Annotated in this window: 21 protein-coding genes; 1 reads left to right on the top strand and 20 read right to left on the bottom strand. The window is 64.8% G+C overall.

From position 1 onward, the window contains the following. Window positions 1-5: 5 nt before the first annotated feature. The 9 genes from PVZ72_RS06430 to flhA all read right to left on the bottom strand — a co-directional run bounded on the left by PVZ72_RS06430 (window position 6) and on the right by flhA (window position 10647). Complete coding sequence (locus tag PVZ72_RS06430) at window positions 6-746, bottom strand: flagellar motor protein (RefSeq protein ID WP_133862381.1); 741 nt, start codon at window positions 744-746, stop codon at window positions 6-8. 34 nt (window positions 747-780) lie between these two features. Beyond that, entirely contained in the window at window positions 781-1899 is a 1119-nt protein-coding gene (locus tag PVZ72_RS06425; RefSeq protein ID WP_273861476.1) for a protein-glutamate methylesterase/protein-glutamine glutaminase, read from the bottom strand. An 82-nt stretch (window positions 1900-1981) separates the two neighbouring features. Next, window positions 1982-4225 carry a chemotaxis protein CheA gene (locus PVZ72_RS06420; RefSeq protein WP_273861475.1) on the bottom strand — a complete coding sequence of 748 codons (2244 nt, stop codon included), beginning with the start codon at window positions 4223-4225 and terminating at the stop codon, window positions 1982-1984. A gap of 26 nt (window positions 4226-4251) precedes the next feature. Further along, window positions 4252-5040, bottom strand: coding sequence for a protein phosphatase CheZ (locus PVZ72_RS06415; protein WP_133862384.1), 789 nt, complete (start codon window positions 5038-5040; stop codon window positions 4252-4254). A gap of 19 nt (window positions 5041-5059) precedes the next feature. Continuing rightward, entirely contained in the window at window positions 5060-5434 is a 375-nt protein-coding gene (locus tag PVZ72_RS06410; RefSeq protein ID WP_169853335.1) for a chemotaxis response regulator CheY, read from the bottom strand. Window positions 5435-5521: 87 nt separating this feature from the next. Beyond that, entirely contained in the window at window positions 5522-6262 is a 741-nt protein-coding gene (gene fliA, locus PVZ72_RS06405; protein WP_027597968.1) for an RNA polymerase sigma factor FliA, read from the bottom strand. After that, a complete protein-coding gene (fleN, locus tag PVZ72_RS06400; RefSeq protein WP_133862385.1) occupies window positions 6259-7089 on the bottom strand; it encodes a flagellar synthesis regulator FleN in 831 nt (276 codons plus the stop codon). The genes fliA and fleN overlap by 4 nt, the downstream gene beginning before the upstream one ends. A gap of 92 nt (window positions 7090-7181) precedes the next feature. After that, window positions 7182-8510 carry a flagellar biosynthesis protein FlhF gene (gene flhF / locus PVZ72_RS06395; protein WP_273861474.1) on the bottom strand — a complete coding sequence of 443 codons (1329 nt, stop codon included), beginning with the start codon at window positions 8508-8510 and terminating at the stop codon, window positions 7182-7184. Window positions 8511-8520: 10 nt separating this feature from the next. Continuing rightward, entirely contained in the window at window positions 8521-10647 is a 2127-nt protein-coding gene (gene flhA / locus PVZ72_RS06390) for a flagellar biosynthesis protein FlhA (RefSeq protein WP_133862387.1), read from the bottom strand. 225 nt (window positions 10648-10872) lie between these two features. Between flhA and sodC the strand changes: the two genes are divergently transcribed. Beyond that, the gene (gene sodC / locus PVZ72_RS06385) at window positions 10873-11400 is read left to right on the top strand and encodes a superoxide dismutase family protein (RefSeq protein ID WP_133862388.1); all 528 of its coding nucleotides are present in this window, start codon (window positions 10873-10875) and stop codon (window positions 11398-11400) included. Here sodC and flhB read toward each other — a convergent pair. The 11 genes from flhB to fliJ form a co-directional block, all read right to left on the bottom strand. Beyond that, window positions 11393-12541, bottom strand: a complete 1149-nt coding sequence (flhB, locus tag PVZ72_RS06380; RefSeq protein ID WP_273861473.1) for a flagellar biosynthesis protein FlhB — start codon at window positions 12539-12541, stop codon at window positions 11393-11395. The two genes, sodC and flhB, sit on opposite strands and share 8 nt — an antisense overlap. A 12-nt stretch (window positions 12542-12553) precedes the next feature. Continuing rightward, on the bottom strand, window positions 12554-13330 hold the full coding sequence (gene fliR / locus PVZ72_RS06375; RefSeq protein WP_273861472.1) for a flagellar biosynthetic protein FliR: 777 nt from the start codon (window positions 13328-13330) through the stop codon (window positions 12554-12556). Window positions 13331-13333: 3 nt separating this feature from the next. Continuing rightward, window positions 13334-13603 (bottom strand): flagellar biosynthesis protein FliQ, encoded by a 270-nt coding sequence (gene fliQ / locus PVZ72_RS06370; RefSeq protein WP_027597972.1) that lies wholly within the window; start codon window positions 13601-13603, stop codon window positions 13334-13336. Window positions 13604-13631: 28 nt separating this feature from the next. Then, window positions 13632-14429, bottom strand: coding sequence for a flagellar type III secretion system pore protein FliP (gene fliP / locus PVZ72_RS06365; RefSeq protein ID WP_273861471.1), 798 nt, complete (start codon window positions 14427-14429; stop codon window positions 13632-13634). After that, window positions 14426-14839, bottom strand: a complete 414-nt coding sequence (gene fliO, locus PVZ72_RS06360) for a flagellar biosynthetic protein FliO (RefSeq protein WP_133862392.1) — start codon at window positions 14837-14839, stop codon at window positions 14426-14428. Before fliO ends, fliP begins: the two co-directional genes overlap by 4 nt. 3 nt (window positions 14840-14842) lie before the next feature. Continuing rightward, entirely contained in the window at window positions 14843-15298 is a 456-nt protein-coding gene (gene fliN / locus PVZ72_RS06355) for a flagellar motor switch protein FliN (protein ID WP_133862393.1), read from the bottom strand. Window positions 15299-15354: 56 nt separating this feature from the next. Next, on the bottom strand, window positions 15355-16326 hold the full coding sequence (gene fliM, locus PVZ72_RS06350; RefSeq protein WP_017642077.1) for a flagellar motor switch protein FliM: 972 nt from the start codon (window positions 16324-16326) through the stop codon (window positions 15355-15357). Between the two features lie 8 nt (window positions 16327-16334). Then, the gene (fliL, locus tag PVZ72_RS06345; RefSeq protein WP_027597975.1) at window positions 16335-16856 is read right to left on the bottom strand and encodes a flagellar basal body-associated protein FliL; all 522 of its coding nucleotides are present in this window, start codon (window positions 16854-16856) and stop codon (window positions 16335-16337) included. A gap of 119 nt (window positions 16857-16975) precedes the next feature. Further along, window positions 16976-18376, bottom strand: coding sequence for a flagellar hook-length control protein FliK (locus PVZ72_RS06340; RefSeq protein ID WP_273861470.1), 1401 nt, complete (start codon window positions 18374-18376; stop codon window positions 16976-16978). Between the two features lie 76 nt (window positions 18377-18452). Further along, entirely contained in the window at window positions 18453-18809 is a 357-nt protein-coding gene (locus tag PVZ72_RS06335; protein ID WP_158889348.1) for an Hpt domain-containing protein, read from the bottom strand. A gap of 44 nt (window positions 18810-18853) precedes the next feature. After that, entirely contained in the window at window positions 18854-19297 is a 444-nt protein-coding gene (fliJ, locus tag PVZ72_RS06330; protein ID WP_133862397.1) for a flagellar export protein FliJ, read from the bottom strand. Window positions 19298-19303 lie beyond the last annotated feature (6 nt).

The following is a 19303-nucleotide window of genomic DNA, read 5'->3' as shown; positions in this document are numbered from 1 at the left end:
TCCTCCTAGTCCAGAAAACCTTGCAGCTTCATTTCGATGGAGCGGGGATTCTCACCCTCGCCGATGGACATCAGCCCTTCCAGCAGCATTTCCCGGTAGCGGGACTGTTGCTGGGCCAGCGCCTTGAGCTTGTTGCCGACCGGCAGCAACAGCAGGTTGGCGAAGCCGACACCATAGATGGTGGCGACGAAGGCCACGGCGATGCCGCTGCCCAGCTGGGAGGGATCGGCGAGATTCTGCATGACATGGATCAGGCCCATCACCGCGCCGATGATCCCGACCGTGGGTGCATAGCCACCCATGGCTTCATAGACCTTGGCAGCGGCGATGTCGCGATCTTCCTGGCCGTAGAGATCCACCTCGAGGATGCTGCGCAGGGCCTCGGGCTCGGTGCCGTCCACCAGCAGCTGCAGGCCCTTGGCGGCATAGGGATCGGCTTCGCGGGCGACCAGGGGTTCGAGACCCAGCAAGCCTTCCTTGCGCGCAACGTTGCTCCAGTTGACCACCTTGCGGATGCCGCCAACGAGGTCCAGCCGTGGCGGTACGAACACCCAGGCCAGCATGGTGAGGGCCCGGCGCAGTACCGGCAGGCGGGTCTGCAACAGGACGGCACCGAGAGTGCCGCCGACCACGATCAGCGCCGCCGGAGCGTTGGCCAGGGCGGTAAAGGAACCGCCCTCCAGCAGGTTGCCACCCATGATGGCGGTAAAGGCCAGCAGGATGCCGATGAGACTGAGAACGTCCACGCTCAATGCCCTTCTGGCCAGAGAACGCCTGCCGTCACGAACAGGCCTCGGTCAGGTGTCTGCCGATGTCGTCCAGGCCATAGATGGCGTCGGCCAGATTGGCCTTGGCGATGGCCATGGGCATGCCGTAGATGACGCAGCTGGCTTCGTCCTGGGCCCACACCTGGCTGCCGACCTGCTTGAGCATCCGCGCGCCTTCGCGGCCGTCGGCGCCCATGCCGGTCAGGACCACCGCCAGCACCTTGTCGGCATAGGCCTTGGCCGCGGAGCCAAAGGTCACGTCGACGCAGGGTTTGTAGTTGAGGCGCTCGTCGCCGGGCAGGATCTTTACTGTGCCGCGGCCGTCCACCATCATTTGCTTGCCACCGGGTGCCAGCAGAGCCAGTCCCGGACGCAACTGGTCGCCGTCCTCGGCTTCCTTGACGCTGATGCGACAGAGCTTGTCCAGGCGCTCGGCGAAGGCCTTGGTGAAGGCCGCCGGCATGTGCTGGATCAGCACCAATGGTGCCGGGAAATTGGCTGGCAGCTGGGTAAGCACCCGCTGCAGAGCGACCGGGCCGCCGGTGGAGGTGCCGATGGCCACCAGGCGATAGTGCTTGCGCTTGGGCGGCGGCGAAGCCGGAGCCGTGGCTACATGACTGGCAGGAGCGCTGCTGGGCGCCACCGGACGCGCCGCCGGGCGAACGGTGGCCGGCGCGGTCGCGGCACTCGCGGGCGTAGCCGGCGCGACGCTGGGGGCCACGGCGAAGCGCCGGTTGGAACGAGCGATATGGTGGATCTTCTCGCACAGCAGCTTTTGCACACTGGCGGGATTGCGCGAGATGTCCTCAAAATTCTTCGGCAGGAAGTCGACCGCGCCAGCATCCAGGGCATCCAGGGTGACCCGGGCGCCTTCATGGGTGAGCGAGGAGAACATCAGCACCGGAGTCGGGCACTTCTGCATGATGTGGCGGACCGCGGTAATGCCGTCCATCATCGGCATCTCGTAGTCCATGGTGATGACATCGGGTCGCAGCGCCAGGGCCTGGTCGACCCCTTCGCGCCCGTTGCTGGCCGTGCCCACCACCGAGATGTTGGGATCGGCCGCCAGGATTTCCTTGAGCCGACGCCGGAAGAAGCCGGAATCGTCCACCACCAGTACTTTTACCGGCATACGTTGAAACTCCTAACTGGGGCGGCGCAGGCCGCCCGATGGCGCCAGGCCCAGGGCCCGACGCCGCTCGTATCGGGCCGACTCAGAGTCCGCGACGGGCGTAGCGCTTGAGCATGCTGGGCACATCGAGGATGAGCGCGATGCGCCCGTCGCCGGTGATGGTCGCTCCGGACATGCCGGGCGTTCCCTGCAGCATCTTGCCGAGTGGCTTGATGACCACCTCTTCCTGGCCCACCAGTTGATCGACCACGAAGCCGATGCGCTGGGTGCCCACCGAGAGGATCACCACATGCCCTTCCCCCTGCTCCACATGGGCCGCATTGGGCACCAGCCAGCGCTTGAGGTAGAACAGCGGCAGCGCCTTGTCGCGCACCACCACCACTTCCTGGCCGTCCACCACGTTGGTGCGGGACAGGTCGAGGTGGAAGATCTCGTTGACGTTGACCAGCGGGAAGGCGAAGGCCTGGTTGCCCAGCATCACCATCAACGTCGGCATGATCGCCAGGGTCAGGGGCACCTTGATGACGATCTTGGAGCCCTGGCCCTTGGTCGAGTAGACGTTCAGGGTACCGTTGAGCTGGCTGATCTTGGTCTTGACCACGTCCATGCCCACGCCACGACCGGAGATGTCGGAGATCTCGGCCTTGGTGGAGAAACCCGGGGCGAAGATCAGGTTGAAGCACTCGGTCTCGGTCAGGCGATCGGCCGCGTCGCGGTCGAGCAGGCCTTTTTCCACGGCCTTGTTGCGCAGCAGATCCGCGTCCATGCCCTTGCCGTCATCAGAGATCGACAGGAGGATATGGTCGCCTTCCTGTTCGGCGGAGAGCACTACACGCCCCGCGCGGGACTTGCCGTTCTCTTCACGCTCGGCTGGCCCTTCGATGCCGTGGTCGACCGCGTTGCGCACCAAGTGCACCAGCGGATCGGCCAGGGCCTCGACCAGGTTCTTGTCCAGGTCGGTTTCTTCGCCGACCAGCTCCAGATTGATCTCTTTCTTCAGGCTGCGCGCCAGATCGCGGACCAGGCGCGGGAAGCGGCCGAAGACCTTCTTGATCGGCTGCATCCGCGTCTTCATGACCGAGGTCTGCAGATCGGCGGTGACTACGTCGAGATTGGACACGGCCTTGGCCATGGCCTCGTCGCCGCTGTTCAGGCCCAGACGCACCAGGCGGTTACGCACCAGTACCAGCTCGCCGACCATATTCATGATCTCGTCCAGCCGTGCGGTATCGACCCGCACGGTGGTCTCCGCCTCGCTGGTGGGACGTTCGGCGGGCGCTGCCGCTGCCGGCTTGGGCAACGCGGCCTCGGCAACCGGAGCCGATTTCGGCGCGGGTGCAGGTGCAGGCTGAGGCGCCGCTACCGGTGCCGGCGCAGCAGCAGCAGCAGCAGGTGCGGCTACAGTGTCGGCAGCTGCCGCGGGACCACTGAATCTGCCCTTGCCGTGCAATTCGTCGAGCAGGGATTCGAATTCGTCGTCGGTGATCTCGTCACCACCCGCCGCCGCCGGAGCCGCTGCAGCCGGGGCTGCTGCGGCCGGGGCCGCGGCCTCGTTCGCGACGAACTTGCCCTTGCCGTGCAATTCGTCCAGCAGGGCCTCGAATTCGTCGTCGGTGATGTCATCACCGCTTGCGGCAACGGCAGCAGGCGCTGCGGCAGCAACCGGCGCAGCGGCCGGCGCGTCATGGAACTTGCCCTTGCCATGCAACTGATCAAGCAGGGCTTCGAATTCGTCATCGGTGATGTCGTCACCACCGGCGGTCGCAGGCGCTTCCCCTGCCGCACTCGGCTCGGTACCCAGGGCATCGAGCAGATTCTGGAAATCGGCATCGCTCAATTCCGGCTCGGCAGCTGCAGCAGCAGCGGCGGGCGCCGGTGCCGCGACCACCGGAGTGGCAGCTACGGGCGCAGCCGCTACCGGCGCCGGTTCGCTGCCGGCCGGATCGGCCAGGCGGGCCAACGCTGCCAGCAACTCGGGCGAGGCCGGGGTCGGCTCTTCGCGTTCCCGAACCTGACCAAACATCTCGTTGACCGAATCCAGTGCCTGCAGCACCACATCCATCAGTTCGGCATCCACGCGGCGTTCGCCCTTGCGCAGGATGTCGAAAACGTTTTCCGCGATATGACAGCACTCGACCAGGGTATGGAGCTGCAGGAAACCGGCACCGCCCTTTACGGTATGGAAGCCACGAAAAATGGCGTTCAGCAGATCCATGTCATCCGGACGGCTTTCCAGCTCGACCAATTGTTCCGACAACTGTTCGAGAATCTCGCCGGCCTCTACCAGGAAATCCTGGAGGATCTCTTCATCGGCGTCGAAGCTCATTCCTGCACTCCCCAAGAGGGTCTGGGTCAGAAGCCCAGACTGGATAGAAGATCGTCGACGTCGACCTGAGCGGCCACGACGTCTTCACGCTTATCGGCATGAATCTGCGGACCTTCACCCTTCATCGTCTTTTCTTTTCGATTCTGTTCGATCAGCGCGCTGTGATCGTGACTGAAGCCGGTATAGCGATCGACCTGGCTGGCCATCATCACCAGCTTGACGAGGTCTTTCTCGATCTGCCCGACGAGATTGACCACGCGCTTGATCACCTGACCGGTAAGGTCCTGGTAGTCCTGCGCCAGGAGGATGTCGTTGAGCTTGGCCGACAGTTGTTCGGCGCTGCTCTCGCTGTGGCTGAGGAAGGCATCGACGCGCTTGGCCAGCTCGCGGAATTCGTCCGCACCCATTTCCCGGCGCATGAACTTCTTCCAGTCGGCATGCACGGCACGGGCTTCGTCGCCGAAGTTGCCCACCAGGGGCGCGCTCTCCTCCACCAGATCCATGGTCCGATTGGCGGCGTTCTCGGTCATCTTCACCACGTAGGAGAGACGATCGGTGGCATCGCTGATCTGGGAGACCTCTTCGCCGGCCATGCCGCGCGGATCGATCTCGAAGTTGACGATGGCGTTGTGCAACTCGCGGGTCAGCTTGCCGACTTCCTGGTAGAGCCCCCGGTCACGCAACTGGTTGAGTTCATTGATGACATGCACCGCCTGGGTGAAGTCGCCACTTTCCAGGCATTTCACCAGCTCCTGGGCGTGCTGTTTTAGATTCGACTCGAAGTCGCTGAAGCTGTTGGTGCCAAGCTGATCCATAACGTCCCCGCGGCTTTCTTCAGCCGTTCACCCGCTCGAAGATCTTGTCGATCTTTTCTTTCAGCACCTGGGCGGTGAAAGGCTTGACCACATAGCCGTTCACGCCGGCCTGAGCGGCTTCGATGATCTGCTCACGCTTGGCCTCGGCGGTCACCATCAGCACCGGCAGGGTCTTCAGGCGCGCGTCGGCGCGTACCTGGCGCAGCAGGTCGATGCCGGTCATGCCGGGCATGTTCCAGTCGGTGACGAGAAAATCGAAGTTGCCGCTCTGCAACATTGGCAGGGCGGTGTTGCCGTCGTCTGCTTCGGCGGTATTGGTGAATCCCAGATCGCGCAGCAAATTCTTGATGATGCGTCTCATCGTGGAAAAATCATCCACGATGAGGATTTTCATGTTCTTGTCCAAGTCGACCTCCGTCCTAATCCGCACACACGCCGCGAGGCGCGCCTAAGCAATCGTAGTAGCCTGAGTACCAGCCGGTTAACGCGAACGCCATTCCGCCAGCCGCGCCCGCAGGCGTGCCGCGCATTGACTGTGAAGTTGGCAGACGCGTGACTCGCTCACGCCCAGCACCTCGCCGATTTCCTTGAGGTTGAGTTCCTCGTCGTAATACAGCGAGAGCACCAGACGTTCACGCTCCGGAAGATTGGCGATGGCGTCGGCCAGGGCCTTGCGGAAGCGCTCGTCTTCCAGACCGCGACCGGGTTCGAGTTCATGCGAACCGCTCTCCTCGAGCCCATGCTCACCACCCTCCATGAGGTCGTCGAAACTGAACAGGCGACTCCCCATGGTGTCGCCAAGGATGCCGTAGTACTCATCCAGACTCAATTTAAGTTCGGCCGCGACTTCGGAATCTTTAGCGTCGCGACCCGTGCGCGCTTCCACGGCGCGAATGGCGTCGGTGACCATGCGCGTGTTGCGGTGCACCGAGCGCGGCGCCCAGTCGCCCTTGCGGACCTCGTCGAGCATGGCGCCGCGGATGCGAATGCCGGCGTAGGTCTCGAAGCTGGCGCCCTTGCCGGCGTCATATTTGCGCGAGGCCTCCAGCAGACCGATCATGCCGGCCTGCATCAGGTCCTCGACCTGCACGCTGGCCGGCAGACGCGCCAAGAGGTGGTAGGCGATGCGTTTCACCAACGGCGCGTAGCGGTTGATGAGTTGCTCCTGCTGGGTACGTTCCGAGGTTTTGCTGTACATGCGAAGCCCGCTGGATGCTGTCATGCGTGGGTACCGATGGCTGGTTGCACAAGGCGCTCGACAAAGAACTCGAGATGGCCGCGCGGATTGGCGGGCAACGGCCAGCCATCGACTCTCTGAGCTACCGCACGGAAGGCCAGCGAGGCCTTGGCACGCGGAAAGGCTTCGAACACGGGGCGCTGTTTCTGTACGGCTTTGCGCACCGCCTCGTCAAACGGAATGGCGCCCACATACTGCAGGGCGACATCCAGGAATCTGTCGGTCACCTTGGTCAGCTTAGCAAAGAGATTGCGACCTTCCTGGGGCGTCAGCGCCATGTTCGCCAGAACCCGGAAACGGGTGACGCCATGGTCGCGATTGAGCAGCTTGATCAGGGCGTAGGCATCGGTGATGGAGGTGGGCTCGTCGCACACCACCACCAGGACTTCCTGGGCGGCGCGAACGAAGCTGACCACCTGGTCGCCGATGCCGGCAGCGGTATCGACGATGAGCACATCGAGGTTCTCGCTGATGTCGCTGAAGGCCTGGATCAGACCGGCGTGCTGGGCCGGCGTCAGATTGACCATCGCCTGGGTGCCCGAGGCCGCCGGAACGATGCGGATGCCGCCCGGGCCGTGCAGCAGCACGTCGCGCAGCTCGCACTCGCCGGAGATGACGTCGGCCAGGGTGCGCTTGGGCGACAGGCCGAGCAGAACGTCGATGTTGGCGAGGCCCAGGTCGGCGTCGAGCAGCATGACGCGCCGCCCGATATCGGCCAGGGCCAAGGCCAGGTTGACCGACACATTGGTCTTGCCGACACCGCCTTTACCGCCCGTGACCGCTATGACTTGGACGGGATGCATGCTACCCATTGCCTGATACCTTTGATTGAAATCCGTCACACTTTAGACTAAGTGCATTTGGCGTGCCCAGGCATGCAATGCACCACTACCGTTCGTCTGCGCTAACCGGCGCGGCGGGCATTGCCTTGATACAGGCCGGCAAGCATGCCGGCCATGGTTTCTTCGCTCGGCTCCTCGGAGGCCTGCAGGCTCACCGCACGGCTCACCAGCTGGTGGCTGCGGGCCGGATGCAGGTCGTCCGGGATACGCGGGCCGTCGGCGATATAGGCCACCGGCAGACGCTGGCTGATGGCCAGGCCCAGGGCTTCGCCGAGGCTGGCGGCTTCGTCCAGCTTGGTCAGCACGCAGCCACTCAGGCCGCAGCGCCGATAGCTGTGGTAGGCCGCCTTGAGCACCTGGCTCTGGCTGGTGACACCCAGTACCAGATAATTGCGAATCTTCAACTGGCGGTTGGCCAGGGCTTCGAGCTGCACCTTGAGCGCCGGATCATTGGCGGGCATGCCCGCGGTGTCGATCAGTACCAGGCGCTTGCGCGCCAGGGGTGCCAGCGCCTGGGCCAGGGACTGGCCGGGATCGACCAGGGTGACCGGCACGTCGAGGATGCGGCCGAGGGTCTTGATCTGCTCCTGGGCACCGATGCGGAAGCTGTCCATGCTGACCAGCGCCAGACTCTGGGGGCCGTACTTGAGCACGTAGTTGGCGGCGAGCTTGGCCAGGGTGGTGGTCTTGCCCATGCCGGCCGGACCGACGAAGGCGACGACACCGCCCTCCTCCAGGATCTTGGCGTCGGTGGTCTTGGCCAGCTGGGCGAAATTGGCCAGCAGCATGCGCCAGGCATGCCGCGGGTCCTGGATCTTGGCGACGCTGTCGAGCAGGTGGCGAGCCAGATCGGCGGGCAGGCCCATGCGCTGCAGACGGCGCCAGAGGCCAGCCTGTTGCGGACGGGTGGACTGCACCTGGGTCCAGGCCATGGAGCCGAGCTGGACTTCCAGCAGTTCACGCAGGCCGCTGAGTTCGCTGCGCATGGCTTCCAGGGCGCGGCGGTCTTCCGGCGCGGCGCTGGCGGCAGGGGCGGCGGCGGCCGGCTGAGGGGCACGTGGCGGGGCGATTACCGGCTCGCGACGGCTGTCGGCGGCGCTGATGGCGCCCAGCAGCTGCTTGTCCTTCGGCGCGGCCGAGGGCACGCCCGGCGCGCGGATGCTGAGGTCGGCATGGGCCTGGGCGATCTTCGCATGGGTCTTGCGCAACTCCGCCTGCAGCTCCGCGTTGGGCGCGGCCGGTGCCGGAGCCTGGTAGTCCAGCGCCGCGGTCAGCTCGACCCCGCCGGCGACCCGGCGGTTGCTGAGGATGGCGGCATCCGGGCCCAGCTCGTCGCGTACCAGCTTCATGGCTTGACGCATATCGGCAGCGAAGAAACGTTTGACTTGCATGATCTAGACCTCAGCCATTCTGGCCAACGGTAGCGACGATGGTGACCTGCTTGTTGTCCGGAATTTCCTGGTAGGCCAGTACACTCATGTTCGGTGCCGCCATCCGGGCGAAGCGGGACATCATCCCGCGGATCGCACCGGCCACCAGCAGCACCACTGGCTTACCCATCATTTCCTGACGCTGCGCTGCCTCGATAAGGGAACGCTGCAGTTTTTCAGCCATGCCAGGCTCGAGGAACATGCCGTCCTCGGCGCCTTGACCGGCCTTCTGCATACTACTTAGCAACATCTGTTCCAACCTTGGCTCAAGGGTGATAACAGGCAGCTCAGGCTCCATTCCCACGATGTTCTGGACGATCGCGCGGGACAGGGCGACCCGCACGGCACCCGCGATGGCGGCGGGATCTTGACTCCGCGGCCCGACGTTGGCGATGGCTTCGGCAATGGTACGGATGTCACGGACCGGCACCTGCTCCTGCAGCAACTGCTGGAGGATCTTGAGCAGGGTCGAGAGGGAGACGATGCCGGGCACCAGTTCCTCGGCCAGCTTGGGCGAACTCTTGGCCAGCACCTGCAGCAATTGCTGGACTTCCTCGTGACCGATCAGCTCGTGGGCGTGCTTGAAGAGCACCTGGTTGAGGTGCGTGGCGACCACCGTGCTGGCATCGACCACGGTGTAGCCGAGGGATTGGGCCTGGTCGCGCTGGGTGACGTCGATCCAGACGGCCTCCAGACCGAATGCCGGATCCTTGGCGGCGACGCCGTTGAGGGAGCCGTAGACCTGACCGGGGTTGATGGCCAGTTCGCGATCCGGATAGATCTCGGCCTCGGCCACACTGACGCCCATCAAAGTCAGACGATAGGCGTTGGGCAGCAGATCAAGGTTATCGCGGATGTGCACCGACGGCATGAGGAAGCCGAGGTCCTGGGACAGCTTCTTGCGCACGCCCTTGATCCGCGCCAGCAGCTGGCCACCCTGGTTGCGATCGACCATGGGGATCAGCCGGTAGCCGACTTCCAGACCGACCATGTCCACCGGGGTCACGTCATCCCAGCCCAGCTCCTTGGCCTCGGCCGGACGCTGTACGGGGGCCAGGTCCTGCTGCTTCTTGGCTTCCACCTCGGCGGTCTGCTTGGCCTGGCGCTGGCGCTTGTAGATCAGCCAGGCACCGGCGGCGGCGCCACCGCCCAGGCCGAGGAACGGCAGGTGCGGCATGCCCGGGACCAGGCCCATGGCGATGATGATGAAGGCCGAGACTGCCAGCGCCTTGGGCGAGGCGAACATCTGACGATTGACCTGCTGGCCCATGTCTTCGGCCGAGGACACCCGGGTCACCATGATGGCAGCGGCGACCGACAGCAGCAGCGAAGGGACCTGGGCGACCAGGCCGTCACCGATGGTCAGCAGGGCGTAGATGCGCGCCGCTTCGCCGAACGGCAGACCGTGCTGGGCCATGCCGATGGCCATGCCGCCGATGAGGTTGATGAAGAGGATCAGCAGACCGGCGACGGCGTCACCGCGGACGAATTTGCTGGCACCGTCCATCGAACCGTAGAAGTCGGCTTCCTGGCCCACTTCGGTCCGACGCTTCTTGGCTTCGACCTGGTCGATGATGCCGGCATTGAGGTCGGCGTCGATGGCCATCTGCTTGCCGGGCATGGCGTCCAGGGTGAAACGCGCCGACACCTCGGAGATACGGCCGGCACCCTTGGTCACCACCACGAAGTTGATGATCATGAGGATGGCGAACACCACCGCACCGACCACGTAGTTGCCGCCGACCACCACCTCGCCGAAGGCCTGGATGACCTTGCCCGCAGCGTCGTGGCCGTCCTGGCCGTGCAGCAGCACGACGCGGCTCGAGGCCACGTTCAGCGCCAGGCGCAGCAGGGTCGACACCAGCAGGATGGTCGGGAAGACCGCGAAGTCCAGCGGCCGCAGGGCGTAGACGCTGACCAGCAGGACCACGATCGACAGGGCGATGTTGAAGGTGAACAGCACGTCCAGCAGGAACGGCGGCATCGGCAGCGTCATCATGGCGAGCATCGCCAGGACGGCCAGCGGCACGCCCAGGTTGCCGCGAGCCAGACCGCGCATGTTGCCCATCATCATGGATTTGTCGACTTTCACACCCATTCCTCGCTTGCCGGTGCCGGCGTCACGGAAAGTTGACGCAGCGCACTGTTCGCAGGGGCTTGAGCAAGCTCCGGGCCAACTGCACAAGACCTTGAATCAGCGAGGTTTTTCCGGGGGTGATACAGGACTGGTTACGGATCGCCGGAATGGTCGGCTGAACCGCGGGCGGTGGCCATGAGTCTGTCTAGGGACCCGCGCTAGCGCGCCTATCCGAGGAACATCATCATGAGAATCTGGACCGCGACGCTGTTGGCTACCTGCCTGGTCGGAACCGCCCAGGCGGCCGAATCCCTGACGATCCCGCTGAACAAGGTCACGACCGACGGTGTGGGCGAAAGCGTCGGCAGCGTGCAGGTGACCCGCTCCAAGTACGGTCTGGTCTTCACGCCGGATCTCAAGGGCCTGGAGCCTGGCATCCATGGCTTCCATGTCCATACCAAGCCCAACTGCGGCGCGGCCGAGGTGAATGGCACCCTGACCGCGGGTGGCGCTGCGGGCGGCCATCTGGATCCGCGCAACACCGGCAAGCACAGCGCGCCCTGGTCGGACGACGGCCACCTGGGCGAATTGCCGGCGCTCTATGTGACCGCCGACGGCCAGGCCACCCAGCCGGTGCTGGCACCGCGCCTGAAGCGCCTCGAAGAGCTCAAGGGCCATGCACTGATGGTGCATGCCGGTGGCGACAACTATGCCGACCAGCCCAAGCCGCTGGGCGGTGGCGGCGCGCGTGTCGCCTGCGGCGTCATCAAGTAGGCGCCTTCCCCTCCTCATCCCGCCGCAGATCCGGCGGGATGGGCAGATCGGACAGCTTGGGCTTGCGCCCGCGTCCGGCGCGGAATTGCCTGAGCTGATAGACATAGGCCAGGACCTGGGCCACGGCGACGTAGAGACCGGCCGGAATCTCCTGGTCCACTTCGGTGGAGAAGTACACCGCCCGCGCCAGCCCCGGCGACTCCAGCAGCGAGACCTGATGCTGCTGGGCGATCTCGCGGATCTTCAACGCGGTGAAATCGCTGCCCTTGGCCACCAGCACCGGCGCCCCTCCCTTGGCCGCATCATACTTGAGCGCCACGGCGAAGTGGGTCGGGTTGGTGATGACCACATCGGCGTTGGGCACCTCGGCCATCATCCGCCGCTGCGCCATCTGCCGCTGCATCTGGCGAATCTTGCCCTTGACCTCGGGCTTGCCCTCGCTGTCCTTGTACTCGTCCTTGATCTCCTGCTTGGTCATCATCAGCTTCTTGCGATTGCTGAGGATCTGGAAGGGCACGTCCACCGCAGCGATGATCAGCAGCCCCAGGGCCAGCAGCAGGGTGGCATGCCCCACCACCTGCATGCTGTGCAGCAGCGCCTGCTCGGTCGGCAGCTTGGCGATCTGCAGCAGCGCCGTGCGTTCGCTCATCAGCACCATCACCGACACGCCCAGGATGATGAAGAACTTGCCCAGCGCTTTGAGCAGCTCCACCAGAGAGTTCTTGGAGAACATGCGTGTGATGCCGGACAGCGGATTCATCCGGCTCGGCTTGGGCGCCAGTACCTTGCCGGAAAACAGGAAGCCACCCAGGGCGATATGACCAATGATGGCGGCGATCACCACCAGGGCGATCATCGGCAGCATGCCGATCATCGCCGCCTTGCCCGAGGCCAGCAGAAAGGTGCCCATGAAGCGCTCGTCCATGACCTCTTCCCGACGCAGGGAGAAGTTGCTGCGCATCACCTCCAGCAGCTTGCCGCCGAGAAAGGCGCCATACATCAGCAGGCCGCCGACCCCCGAGAGCATGACCGCCACCGTACCGAGTTCGCGTGATCGCGGGAGCTGCCCCTCCTCCCGGGAATCACGCTTGCGTTTCTCTGTGGGGTCTTCTGTGCGGTCTTCGCCATCGGATTCAGCCATGTGGCATATCTCCTAGCGGGCTCGGGCGAGTTCGCGCAGCCATTGCAGCGCCTCGCTGGCGAGACTTTCATAGTGGGAGAGGATGTCGGCGGTGCCGAGCCAGACGATGACCATGCCCAGCACCACGATCAGCGGCATGCCGACGGAAAAGATGTTCAGCTGCGGTGCTGCGCGGGTCATGATGCCGAAGGCGATGTTGACCACCAGCAGCGCGGTGATGGCCGGCAGCACCAGCAGGATACCGGCGCCCAATACCCAGCCCAGCCGCCCGGCGACCTGCCAGAAGTGCTCGACGCTCAGGGTATCCCCCACCGGCAGGGTGACGAAGCTTTCGGCAAGGATCTCGAACACCACCAGGTGGCCGTTCATGGCCAGGAACAGCAGCGTCACCAGCATGGTGAAGAACTGGCCCATCACCGGCGCCGAGGCGCCGTTGACCGGGTCGATCATGGACGCGAAGCTCAGGCCCGCCTGGGTCGAGATGATCTGCCCCGCCACCACGAAGACGTGGAAGAACAGCTGCAGGCTGAAGCCCATCACCGCGCCGATGAGGATCTGCTCGACGATCAGCGGCAGAGCCTGGGGGCTGATGGTATCCACCTGCGGCATCGGCGGCAGGGTCGGTACCAGCACCAGACTCAAGGCCAGGGCCAGATACATGCGCACCCGCACCGGGACCAGCGTGGTGCCGATGATCGGCATGGTCATCAGCAGCGCGGCGATGCGAAACAGCGGAAACAGGAAGCTGCCGACCCAGCCGCCGATCTGGGCGTCGCTGAGGGCGAGCATGGGCTAGCCGATCAGCCGCGGGATGTTGGCGACCGAGGTCTGGATGAACTCCATCAGCTGTCTGACCATCCAGGGTCCCAGCACGATCAGCGTCAACAGGGTGACGATCAGCCGCGGCAGAAAGCTCAGGGTCTGTTCGTTGATCTGGGTCGCCGCCTGGAACACCGCCACGATCAGGCCAACGATCAGGCTGGGTACCACGAGCACGGCCACCAGCAGCGCGGTTAGCCAGAGGCCCTGGCGAAACAGATCGACGGCGACTTCAGGGGTCATTTCGCTTCTCCACGCAAAGGGGGCACCGCTAGACGGTACCGAAGCTGCTGGCCAGGGTACCCATGATCAGCGCCCAGCCATCCACCAGCACGAACAGCATCAGCTTGAACGGCAGCGAGATGATCATCGGCGACAGCATCATCATGCCCATGGCCATGAGCACGCTGGCGATCACCAGGTCGATGACCAGGAAGGGAATGAAGATCATGAAGCCGATCTGGAAGGCGGTCTTGAGTTCGGAGGTGACGAAGGCCGGCACCAGGATCGACAAGGGCGCCTGATCGGCACTGGCAATGTCGGTGCGCTTGGACAGCCGCATGAACAGGTCCAGGTCCGATTGCCGGGTCTGCCCCAGCATGAAGTCCTTCATCGGCACCTGGGCGCGGGCGATGGCGTCCTGGGCACTGAGTTGTTCGTTCAGGTAGGGCTGCACGGCGGTGGTGTTGATGCGGTCGAACACCGGCGCCATGATGAACAGCGAGAGAAACAGCGCCATGCCCACCAGTACCTGGTTGGACGGCGTGGTCTGCAGACCCAGCGCCTGACGCAGAATGGCGAAGACGATGACGATGCGGGTGAAGCTGGTCATCAACATGACGAATGCTGGAATGAAGCTCAGCGCCGTCATGATCAGCAGGATCTGCAGGCTGACCGAGTACTCCTGCTGACCCTGGCCGTTGGTACTCAGGGTAATGGCCGGAATCGACAGTGGATTGGCCTGCCCGGCCTGCTGCGCCAGCGCCAGGGGCGCGAACAGCAGCACGGCCAGGCCCAGCAGCCAGCCCAGGGTGCGCCCCAGACCGGCCGGTAGACGCGAAGGAATCATGGTTTCGCCTTGGGATCGCGGCTGATAAGTTCCAGCAGGCGCTGGGCGAATTCCGGCGCCGGCGCCTCGGTCTCGCCGAGTCGCACCGGCTCGCGCAGGCTGTGCAGCGGCGTGATCCGTCCGCCAGCGACGCCGATCAGCAGCTGCTCCTGGCCGACCTGCACCAGCACCAGCCGCTCGCGCGGCCCCAGGTGCTGGGTGGAGATCACCTTGATCACCTGCTGGCCACGCGGCCCCTGCTGCTGCACCCGACGCACCAGCCAGGCCAGACCGAGGATCAGCGCGATCACCAGCAGCAGGCCGAGCAGCAGCTGACCGACCTGCGCCCCCACATCCAGCCCCGGCGAGGTGGCTTCGGCGGCACGCGCGGTCAGGGGCAGGAGACCCAGCGGCAGGAGCAGACTCTTCATGGATCACCGCAGCTTCTTGATACGTTCCGTGGGGCTGATGACGTCGGTCAGGCGGATCCCGAACTTCTCGTTCACCACCACCACTTCACCGTGGGCGATCAGCGTACCATTCACCAGCACGTCCAGCGGCTCGCCAGCCAGACGGTCGAGCTCGATGACCGAGCCCTGGTTGAGTTGCAGCAGGTTGCGAATGGAGATGTCGGTGTGGCCGACCTCCATGGAGATGGTCACCGGGATGTCCAGGATCACATCCAGGTTGGGCCCTTCCATGCCAGTCACTGCCAAACCCCCACTGCTCTGACCAAATTCTTCCACCGGCGCCTTGGGCGGCTTGGGGGCTTCGACCTGGGTACCCTGAGCCATCAGGGCATCGATATCGTCCTGACTGGCATCGCCGGCTTCGGCCAGGGCTGCGGCCCACTCGTCCGCCAGGGCTTGTTCTTCGGGGTTGTCTGCCATCGTGTGGGTCTCGTGCTACGCCGGGCCGCGGCCCGGACGGAAAAAACGGTTTTCGCTCAGCGGCCGCGGCTGACCGGTTCGAGAATCTGCAGGGCCAGGTTACCCTTGCGTGCGCCCATCTTGACCTTGAAGGTGGGCATGCCGTTGGCTCGCATGAGCATCTCCTCCGGCATTTCCACCGGAATCACGTCGCCTGGCTGCATGTTGAGGATATCGCGGAGTTTGAGTTGGCGCCGGACAACCGTCGCCTCCAGCGGCACGCGCACATCGAGCAGGTCCTCGCGCAGGGCCTTGACCCAGCGTTCATCCTGGTCATCCACGTCCGACTGGAAACCGGCATCGAGCATTTCGCGGATCGGCTCGATCATCGAATAGGGCATGGTCACGTGCAGTTCGCCGCCACCGCCATCCAGCTCGATGTTGAAGGTGCTCACCACCACCACTTCGCTGGGACTGACGATATTGGCCAGCGCCGGGTTGACCTCGGAGTTCATGTATTCGAACTGGCAGTCGAGCATGGCGCCCCAGGCTTCCTTGAGATCGACGAAGCACTGGTCGAGCACCATGCGCACCACGCGCAGTTCGGTGGGGGTGAATTCCCGGCCCTCGATCTTGGCGTGGCGGCCGTCACCGCCAAAGAAGTTGTCCACCAGCTTGAACACCAGCCGGGCATCGAGGATGAACAGCGCGGTACCACGCAGCGGCTTCATCTTGACCATGTTGAGGCTGGTGGGGACGTACAACGAATGGATGTATTCACCGAACTTGGTGACCTGCACCCCGCCCACGGAGACGTCAGCCGAACGCCGCAGCAGGTTGAACATGCTGACCCGGGTATAGCGGGCGAAGCGTTCGTTGATCATCTCCAGGGTCGGCATGCGTCCGCGGACGATGCGATCCTGGCTGGTGAGGTCATAGCCCTTGATGGTACCCGGCTCGGCATCGGTCTCGGTCTCGACGATGCCATCGTCGACCCCGTGCAGCAGGGCATCGATTTCATCCTGAGAGAGCAGATCTTGCACGGCCATGGCGTTACCTATTGCAGGACGAGATTGGTGAACAATACCTGTTCGATGGCAGTCTGGCCGGTCAGTTTCTTCGCCAGCTCCTGAACCTTGCTGGTGGCCTGCTGGCGCAGCATCTCCTTGCCCACCGGCGTCAGGAGGCTGTTGAAGTCCTGGCCGGAAAACAGCATCACCAGCTGGTTGCGGACCTGCGGCAATTGCGCCTTGAGCGCATCCATCTGCGCCTGGTCACGCCCCATCAGGGTCACCGTGACCTGCATGTAGCGCTGGCGACCGTCGGCGTTGTAGTTGACCACGAAGGCCGGCACCAGCGCCTGGTAGACCGCCGCCAGGTGCACGGGTGCCGCCGGAGCGGCCGGCGCGGCGTGCTCGGGCTCGGCGCTCTTCTTGCCGAGCAGGAACCAGGTCGCGCCCACCGAGGCGCCAATGACCAGCAGCAGGGCCACGACGATGATGATGATGAGTTTGAGCTTGCCCTTGCCCTTGCCTTCCGCGGCTGCACCCTCTGCCGCAGGGGCCTGCTTCTTCGCCATAAGTGCTCGACCGAATCCTGTGCTGCGCGTCACCCCTGCTGGGTGACGCAGCTAACCTATTGATACGAAGGGGATATAGCAGGTGCGGCCGAAGCTGTCACCTGGCAGCCGGCGGCCCGTCACGCGTAGTAGTCGACCAGACTGCGCGCCGCGAGCGTCGCCGCGCCACGGGTTTCGGCGACATTCGCCACCGCTTCGTCCTCGCCCCCGCCCGCGCCGCGGCTGCCGCGACGCGAATTATCGCTCTGGCCACCCTGCTGCGACTGCTGCCAGGCCTGACCGGACGACTGATCGGAAACGTTGACGTTGGCGAGGTTCATGCCCTGTTGGGCGAAGAGTTCGCGCAGGCGCTGGCTGCCGTTATCCAGCGCTTCGCGCACGTCGGCGTGGGGACTGGCGAAGGTGACCTGGGTCTGGTCCTGGGTCATGTCGATGTGCACCTCCAGCTTGCCTAGTTGCGCCGGCTCCATCTGGATGTCGGCGGTCTTGAGATTCTGGCTGGACATCCACATGACCTTGTCGACCACCGCCTCGCTGAAGTTGCCTGCCTGCGGGCTGAGCGGCTGGCCAGGCACCGTGGCCGTGACCGGGCGAGCTGTCGCAGCGGGCGTGCTGAGGGCTTGGGACAGGGCGGTGAGTTTGTCGGCGAAGGCATCGCTCTTGCTCGGTACCGCCGCGTCCTGCCCATCGCCCTTGTCCAGGGTCGCAGCCAGGGCCGCGCTGGCCGCCTGATCCGCCACCTGAGCGGGAGCGCCATCAGCCGGCAGCAAGCCTTGCAGCTGAGTGGCCGCCAGGTTGTTGGCGTTGGTGGCGGCCTTGGCGACGTCACCCTGGGTCTGGGGTACCTGGCCCAGCAGTTGCGCCAGACCATCGTCCGCGGCCTGCTGCTCGCCGGGCTTGGCCGGAGTGGCCGTCGTGCCCGTGCCGACACCCAGGGTGGTCGTCTGGGCTACGGTTGCCACGGCAGCGCCCAGCAGCGCCGCCGGATCCAGGGCCTGGGCAGTGGCGGTGGCTGCGGCGTCCGCGGCCGTCCCGGTCGGAAGCTGAGGCGTTGCCACAGGTGTAGCTACCGGCTGCGGGAACTGACCGGTCATGCCGAACATGAACAGCGGATCCAAGACCGCGTCCACCGGCGCCTTGGCGTCTTCGCCCTGGGCCACCGGCAAGGTCTTGCCGCTGTCGTCGGTAGCGGCTGCCGACGGCGCGTCGCTCTTGGCGGTGCTGTCGACCTCGGGCTTGGCGTCCGCCGTGCGGTCGTCATCGCTGGAGCGCTTCACCCGGTCATCGCCATCCCGGGCTCGCCCGGGTTCGTTCTTGCGCGCCTGGGTCGGGGCCTTGCTGTCGCTGGTGTCGCGCGGCTTTTCGCTGCGCACCGGCTCACGCGGCTGCTCCTGGGCGAAGACATCGGCGAACCGCTCCTGGGCTGCCGGGCGATCCTGGGAAGGGGTCTTGGCCGCCGCCCGGCCGGTGCCGGCTGGAGAGGTGGCAGTATTCAAAAGGAAATCGGGCACGACGGCCATGGAGAGCTCCGAACGACGGGTTTCCGGGTATCTAGCAAGTTGCGCGCCAGCTGGAAACGCCAGCGCTTTGACGAGGTCAGCCCGCGTAGCGTTGCCGCTCGACCTTGAACAGGATGCGGACGATGGCGAATTCGCGCTCCATGGCGGAAACGCCCATGGCCAGTTCGGCGGTGGTCGCCCGGCGCCGCGCGCCCTCCTCCACGTCCCGACACAGCTGCGCCAGGGGCGCGGCGCCCATGTTGCCGGCGCTACCCTTGAAGCTGTGCGCCAGCTGGCGGACCTGTTCGGCATCGCCACCGATCACGCTGCGCTTGAGTTCGGCGATGCGTTCTTCGCAATCGAGCAGAAAGGTTTCGATGAGATCGACGTACTCCTCCTCCATGCAGTCGCGCAGGGCGGCGAGCGTTTCCGGATCGAGATGGGAGGAAAACATCGGCATTCTCACTGACAAGAAAAGGAACGAAGGCGGGGCCCGGCCTAGATATAGGTCGAGCGCGCCCGCTGGGCGTATTCGTCCATCTGTTTCTGTTCGCGCTTGTCCTCGACCTGGCGCTGCTCCTGGCGATAGCGCTCGACCAGTTTGCGCAGGCCTTCGAGGCGGGCATAGCGCTCCTGCCACTGGGTACGCGCCTTGGCCACCACGTCGCGGTGCCACTGGGCGTTGCGCTCCTGCTGGCCGATCGCCTCTTCCAGCTGGCTGAGAAAGCGCTGATAGCCGATCAGCCACTGCCCGGTGACCCCACGGCTGCCGTTGACCACCAGGCGCTGCTGGTAATCCTCGCGATAGCGCTGCAATTCACCCAGCTTGAACTCGGCCTGGGCCAGTTGCTGCTGGCATTGCCCCAGGCGCTGGGCGGCGTCGCGCTCGTCGCGCTCGCTCATCTCCACCACCGGACCCAGACGCTCGGCTCTGCCTTTCATGATCTA

Origin of the sequence: Pseudomonas sp. LA5, from assembly GCF_028640825.1 — a bacterium.
GTDB lineage: Bacteria > Pseudomonadota > Gammaproteobacteria > Pseudomonadales > Pseudomonadaceae > Chryseomonas > Chryseomonas aestiva.
This window is presented reverse-complemented; position numbering and strand designations above follow the sequence as displayed.

What these genes read in the sequence shown, in the direction of transcription:
- fliO (WP_133862392.1), bottom strand. Translation starts at nt 14,839, where the DNA reads ATGAAGAGTCTGCTCCTGCCGCTGGGTCTCCTGCCCCTGACCGCGCGT.
- fliN (WP_133862393.1), bottom strand. Translation starts at nt 15,298, where the DNA reads ATGGCAGACAACCCCGAAGAACAAGCCCTGGCGGACGAGTGGGCCGCA.
- PVZ72_RS06340 (WP_273861470.1), bottom strand. Translation starts at nt 18,376, where the DNA reads ATGGCCGTCGTGCCCGATTTCCTTTTGAATACTGCCACCTCTCCAGCC.
- fliR (WP_273861472.1), bottom strand. Translation starts at nt 13,330, where the DNA reads ATGCTCGCCCTCAGCGACGCCCAGATCGGCGGCTGGGTCGGCAGCTTC.
- fliA (WP_027597968.1), bottom strand. Translation starts at nt 6,262, where the DNA reads ATGACAGCATCCAGCGGGCTTCGCATGTACAGCAAAACCTCGGAACGT.
- flhF (WP_273861474.1), bottom strand. Translation starts at nt 8,510, where the DNA reads ATGCAAGTCAAACGTTTCTTCGCTGCCGATATGCGTCAAGCCATGAAG.
- flhA (WP_133862387.1), bottom strand. Translation starts at nt 10,647, where the DNA reads ATGGGTGTGAAAGTCGACAAATCCATGATGATGGGCAACATGCGCGGT.
- PVZ72_RS06420 (WP_273861475.1), bottom strand. Translation starts at nt 4,225, where the DNA reads ATGAGCTTCGACGCCGATGAAGAGATCCTCCAGGATTTCCTGGTAGAG.
- PVZ72_RS06425 (WP_273861476.1), bottom strand. Translation starts at nt 1,899, where the DNA reads ATGCCGGTAAAAGTACTGGTGGTGGACGATTCCGGCTTCTTCCGGCGT.
- fleN (WP_133862385.1), bottom strand. Translation starts at nt 7,089, where the DNA reads ATGGGTAGCATGCATCCCGTCCAAGTCATAGCGGTCACGGGCGGTAAA.
- fliM (WP_017642077.1), bottom strand. Translation starts at nt 16,326, where the DNA reads ATGGCCGTGCAAGATCTGCTCTCTCAGGATGAAATCGATGCCCTGCTG.
- fliJ (WP_133862397.1), bottom strand. Translation starts at nt 19,297, where the DNA reads ATGAAAGGCAGAGCCGAGCGTCTGGGTCCGGTGGTGGAGATGAGCGAG.
- sodC (WP_133862388.1), top strand. Translation starts at nt 10,873, where the DNA reads ATGAGAATCTGGACCGCGACGCTGTTGGCTACCTGCCTGGTCGGAACC.
- PVZ72_RS06415 (WP_133862384.1), bottom strand. Translation starts at nt 5,040, where the DNA reads ATGGATCAGCTTGGCACCAACAGCTTCAGCGACTTCGAGTCGAATCTA.
- PVZ72_RS06410 (WP_169853335.1), bottom strand. Translation starts at nt 5,434, where the DNA reads ATGAAAATCCTCATCGTGGATGATTTTTCCACGATGAGACGCATCATC.
- fliQ (WP_027597972.1), bottom strand. Translation starts at nt 13,603, where the DNA reads ATGACCCCTGAAGTCGCCGTCGATCTGTTTCGCCAGGGCCTCTGGCTA.
- PVZ72_RS06335 (WP_158889348.1), bottom strand. Translation starts at nt 18,809, where the DNA reads ATGTTTTCCTCCCATCTCGATCCGGAAACGCTCGCCGCCCTGCGCGAC.
- fliP (WP_273861471.1), bottom strand. Translation starts at nt 14,429, where the DNA reads ATGATTCCTTCGCGTCTACCGGCCGGTCTGGGGCGCACCCTGGGCTGG.
- flhB (WP_273861473.1), bottom strand. Translation starts at nt 12,541, where the DNA reads ATGGCTGAATCCGATGGCGAAGACCGCACAGAAGACCCCACAGAGAAA.
- fliL (WP_027597975.1), bottom strand. Translation starts at nt 16,856, where the DNA reads ATGGCGAAGAAGCAGGCCCCTGCGGCAGAGGGTGCAGCCGCGGAAGGC.